This is a genomic window from Planomonospora algeriensis, assembly GCF_977012225.1.
The window spans coordinates 1-3,888 of the sequence record NZ_CDRNDK010000534.1; the positions used below are offsets into that span (position 1 = coordinate 1).

The following is a 3,888-nucleotide window of genomic DNA, read 5'->3' on the forward strand; positions in this document are numbered from 1 at the left end:
GGCGCCGGGCCGCGGAGGCGGCGGCGCGGCGGGCGGCGGCCCCGCAGGCGGAGATCATCGACCTCTCCGAGCACCGCGACGAGCTCTTCGACCAGTACGCCGAGCCGTCCCGCCGCGCGGTCGGAGACTGATCGGTGCCCCGGATGGCGCGAACGCCCTCGGATGTTTGCTAACCTAGTCCACGTCTTGGGGATGTAGCGCAGTCCGGTAGCGCACTTCGTTCGCATCGAAGGGGTCAGGGGTTCGAATCCCCTCATCTCCACCAGGACGGAAGGCCCGGTTCCAGATCATGGAGCCGGGCCTTCCTCTTCCTCCCGGGCGTGAACGCCCGAAGTTCCTCGCTGGATAACGCTGAAATCTGCTCGCGAGTGGATGGTCGTCGCCTTCATGATGTGACGATGCCCCCGAAGACCGCTTACCACGATGCGCTCGGTGATTACTTCGCGGAGCATGCCGGCATCAGCCCGTACAACGCGTATACCGATCGGCCTGCCATGTTGGAGCTCGCCGGTGACGTCGCCGGCGCGAGAGTGCTCGACGTCGGCTGCGGAGCCGGGCACTACGCGACTGAACTGCTGGCACGCGGCGCCGAGGTGGTCGGTGTCGACGGCAGCGCCACCCTGCTGGATCACGCACGGGCACGGGTGGGTGACCGGGCCGAGTTCCTCCTGCATGATCTGGAGGAGCCGCTGGACTTCGCCGATGACGCGTCGTTCGACGGGGCCGTGTGCGCGCTGGTGCTGCACCATCTCACCCGTCGCGTGCAGCTGCTGAGGGAACTGCGCCGGGTGCTGAGGCCCGGGGGATGGCTGCTGGTCTCGACGACCCATCCGGCTGCGGACTGGCGCCATTTCGGGGGTTCGTACTACGCCGACGACTGGGTCGAACTTCCCCTCACCGGCAGCCCGCTTGCGATCCGCTTCCAGCGCATGCCGTTGGAGACGTTCCTGGGCGAGCTGCTGACCGCCGGATTCGTCCTGGAGCGGCTGATCGAGCCGCGGCCGGTCCCTGAGCTGCGGGAAATCAACGAGGCCGCCCACGATAAGCTGCACCAGGCACCGTGCTTCGTCGCTGTCAGGCTGGCGCGTCCTTGATCACGCGAGATGAGGACGGCTCACTGGAATTCGGAGTCCACGCCGGCCAAGGTGCGTCACACGGAGCATCTGTTGAAGGACTCCACGTTCATGTGGGGTGCTGTTCCAGAACCGGCCAAGTCGTGACGTCGGCCGACGGCAAGCCTCCTTCATCCTGAAGCAACAGCTCAGCGCGGGAGTGTATCCACGGAAGTGATGGCAGAGGTGAAGGATCGGCCTGAGCCGGTGCCGACGTGCCGGAATCACTGGATCGCGGTCCCGGCCGGTGACCAGGCGGGTGTCGTGGACGCCCTGGGCCTGTTCTCGTCCAGGCCGGTCACGTTCGCCGGGGCCCGAGAAGCGATCGACGCCGATGGACATGGTGATCGGGGCGAGCGCCGTCATCTGTCACGGGTCTTCGTCGCGTCCGGCCACGGGAGTCAAGGGACAGGGGCGGCTCCAACCGCCGCGGCACCGGTGTAGGTGATCTCGGTAGAGTGGCCCGCCATGGGCGTTCTCGTCGACTACTTCACCGCGGACTCCGAGCGGTCCGCTCGGCTGGCCCTGTCTGGTGGGTCGGCGGCCGCGAACCTGCCGTATGTCGACTGCAAGGGGCGGCTCGGCGGGCTCGACCGCCTCATATCGAGTGGGCTGACGAGCGCCTGGTCGTCGTTCTGTTCCACGGCGCGGTCGGCGAGAAACCCCAAGCTGAAGTGGGCCATCTCCCGGTGGCGCGGGTCCGGCCAGTGCTCCACCAAGGGCAGCACCGCTTCCACTCGTTCGCTGATCCGGTCGAGGAGCGCGTAGCCGGGCAGGCCGGGCAGGCCGGGCAGGCCGGGGAAGCGCTGCGCTCGGAGATCGATGTGGCGGAAGGCCACGTAGTCGAGTTCGGCACCGGTGAAGTCGTCGCCGGTTCGTCTCCGGAGGGGAGCCGTACAGGTCCCAGTGGGAAGGCGGCGATGTCGGCCCTGGAATCCTCGCGGTGGATGGACGGCGTGCCGGACGGCCGGGGCGGCGCGTACATCCGGGCTGAGGTTCACCGCGTCAGCCGGCGCGGTCGACGCGGGAGCCGTCGTCGTACGACTCGCGGGCGTCGAGCAGCTCGTCCCAGTGCTCCCGCGCCCAGGCGCAGGCGACCGCCATCGGCTCGAGCATGCTGCGGCCGAGCGGGGTCAGCCCGTACTCGACGTGCGGGGTGGCGCCGGGGTGGACGGTGCGCTGGACCAGGCCGTCCCGTTCGAGGGAGCGCAGCGACTGTGTGAGGACCTTGGGGGTGACGCGGCTCAGCGGTACCCGCAGCTCGGAGAACCGGCGCGGCCCGTGCTCGAGGCAGCGGATGACGAGCGCCGCCCACTTGTCGCCGAACCGGATCGGATTGAGCGAGGACGGGCACAGCTCGTCGAACATGTCGGCGGGCAGAGGTTCCCTCATGACCTCACGGTAGCCGGTATCCCCATGGTAACCGCAGCCCTCGATAGCGTCCGCGAAGCGGCCGGGCGGACGGGATCCGGCCTTGGGGAAAGGCGGTTCGCCATGAACATCGTGGTCTTCGGAGCGGGCGGCAGAGCCGGTGGGCAGGCCGTCGCCGAGGCGCGCCGGCGTGGGCACCGGGTCACCGCCGTGGTGCGTGACCCCGCGGGCCACAGTGATCTGGCCGACGCGCGGGTGGTGGCGGGTGACGTCACGGATGAGATGAGCGTCGCGCATGCGGCCGCGGGACATGACGCGGTCATCAGCGCCGCCGTGGACCTGTCCGCGTCACCTCACGAGTTCTTCACCGCGTCGGCCCGCGCCCTGACCACCGGTCTGGTGAAGGCGGGGGTGCGCCGGCTGGTGGTGGTCGGCCTGGCGTCGATCATGCCCGGGGCTTCGGGCGCCTCCCTGATGGATGAGCCCGGCTACCCCGACGAGCACCGCGCCTTCTACCTCGGCCACGCGGCGGGTCTCGCCGTGCTTCAGGAATGCGCCCTCGACTGGGCGTACGTCGCACCGGCAGGCGACTTCGACCGTGCGGGCACGCGCACCGGCCGGTACCGGATCGCCGACCATGCGGACCCGGCCGACAGGATCACGTACGCGGACTTCGCGGTGGCGCTGCTCGACGAGATCGAGACCCCTCGTCACCACCGCGCCGCCGTCAGCGTCCGGGAGGCGTGATGCCCGAGGTCCACGACAGTCCGAACCCCTGGGTCGCCGAGCACATCCGTCGTTTCCAGAAGACCGGCGGCCGGCCGCGGCCAGGCGTGAACGATCTGCTGCTGACGACCCGGGGCCGGAGGACCGGCGAACTGCGCCGCACGGTGCTGGTCTACGGACGCGATGGCGACCGCTACGTGCTGGTGGCCTCCGACCGCGGCGCGGACCGCCATCCGGCCTGGTATCTGAACCTGCTCGCCGATCCGTGTGTCACCGTGCAGGTCGGTACGGAGGTCCTCACCGCGCGAGCGCGTCCGGCCGAGGCCGCGGAGCGTCCGCCGCTATGGCGCCTGATGGTGTCGGCCAGGCCGGAGTACGCGGCTTACCAGGCACGGACCGCCCGTGAGATCCCCGTGGTTCTCCTGGAACGCCTGCGATGACCGGGCGCGGCGCTTTCAGGACGCTCTGGCGGCGGTCGTCTGCCGCTCCGGGACGGGCGAGCAGAGTCAGCGGAAAGTCAGCAGACGTCTTCGGATTGCTTCCGAAGTCCTGCCAGGTTCGAACAAGCACGACGAATGCCTATCGAAGCGGAAGGCCCGGTTCCAGCACATGGAGCCGGGCCTTCCCTCTGTGCCAAGCTCAAGTGAGACAAACAGGGACTAAGTGCCTTAACTGACAT

5 protein-coding genes and 1 tRNA gene are annotated in these 3,888 nt (G+C 69.2%); 5 read left to right on the top strand and 1 reads right to left on the bottom strand.

Features of this window, described 5'->3' with window-relative positions; all coding sequences use genetic code 11:
- The first annotated feature begins 188 nt into the window (after positions 1–188).
- From ACWJ6R_RS31880 to ACWJ6R_RS31890, 3 genes are all read left to right on the top strand, one after another.
- Positions 189–265, top strand: a tRNA-Ala gene (locus tag ACWJ6R_RS31880).
- A 133-nt stretch (positions 266–398) separates the two neighbouring features.
- The gene (locus ACWJ6R_RS31885) at positions 399–1,094 is read left to right on the top strand and encodes a class I SAM-dependent methyltransferase (RefSeq protein ID WP_449065777.1); all 696 of its coding nucleotides are present in this window, start codon (positions 399–401) and stop codon (positions 1,092–1,094) included.
- Positions 1,095–1,580: 486 nt separating this feature from the next.
- Complete coding sequence (locus ACWJ6R_RS31890) at positions 1,581–1,880, top strand: hypothetical protein (protein WP_449065778.1); 300 nt, start codon at positions 1,581–1,583, stop codon at positions 1,878–1,880.
- A 237-nt stretch (positions 1,881–2,117) separates the two neighbouring features.
- Here ACWJ6R_RS31890 and ACWJ6R_RS31895 read toward each other — a convergent pair whose 3' ends face one another.
- Entirely contained in the window at positions 2,118–2,504 is a 387-nt protein-coding gene (locus ACWJ6R_RS31895; protein ID WP_449065779.1) for a winged helix-turn-helix transcriptional regulator, read from the bottom strand.
- Positions 2,505–2,606: 102 nt separating this feature from the next.
- On the opposite strand from ACWJ6R_RS31895, the gene ACWJ6R_RS31900 reads away from it, so the two are divergent.
- Both ACWJ6R_RS31900 and ACWJ6R_RS31905 read left to right on the top strand, forming a co-directional pair.
- On the top strand, positions 2,607–3,230 hold the full coding sequence (locus ACWJ6R_RS31900; protein ID WP_449065780.1) for an NAD(P)-dependent oxidoreductase: 624 nt from the start codon (positions 2,607–2,609) through the stop codon (positions 3,228–3,230).
- Positions 3,230–3,649, top strand: coding sequence for a nitroreductase family deazaflavin-dependent oxidoreductase (locus ACWJ6R_RS31905; RefSeq protein WP_449065781.1), 420 nt, complete (start codon positions 3,230–3,232; stop codon positions 3,647–3,649). The genes ACWJ6R_RS31900 and ACWJ6R_RS31905 overlap by 1 nt, the downstream gene beginning before the upstream one ends.
- Positions 3,650–3,888 lie beyond the last annotated feature (239 nt).

Coding starts and splice junctions, on each gene's coding strand:
- ACWJ6R_RS31900 (WP_449065780.1), top strand. CDS start 2,607: ATGAACATCGTGGTCTTCGGAGCGGGCGGCAGAGCCGGTGGGCAGGCC.
- ACWJ6R_RS31885 (WP_449065777.1), top strand. CDS start 399: ATGCCCCCGAAGACCGCTTACCACGATGCGCTCGGTGATTACTTCGCG.
- ACWJ6R_RS31905 (WP_449065781.1), top strand. CDS start 3,230: ATGCCCGAGGTCCACGACAGTCCGAACCCCTGGGTCGCCGAGCACATC.
- ACWJ6R_RS31890 (WP_449065778.1), top strand. CDS start 1,581: ATGGGCGTTCTCGTCGACTACTTCACCGCGGACTCCGAGCGGTCCGCT.
- ACWJ6R_RS31895 (WP_449065779.1), bottom strand. CDS start 2,504: ATGAGGGAACCTCTGCCCGCCGACATGTTCGACGAGCTGTGCCCGTCC.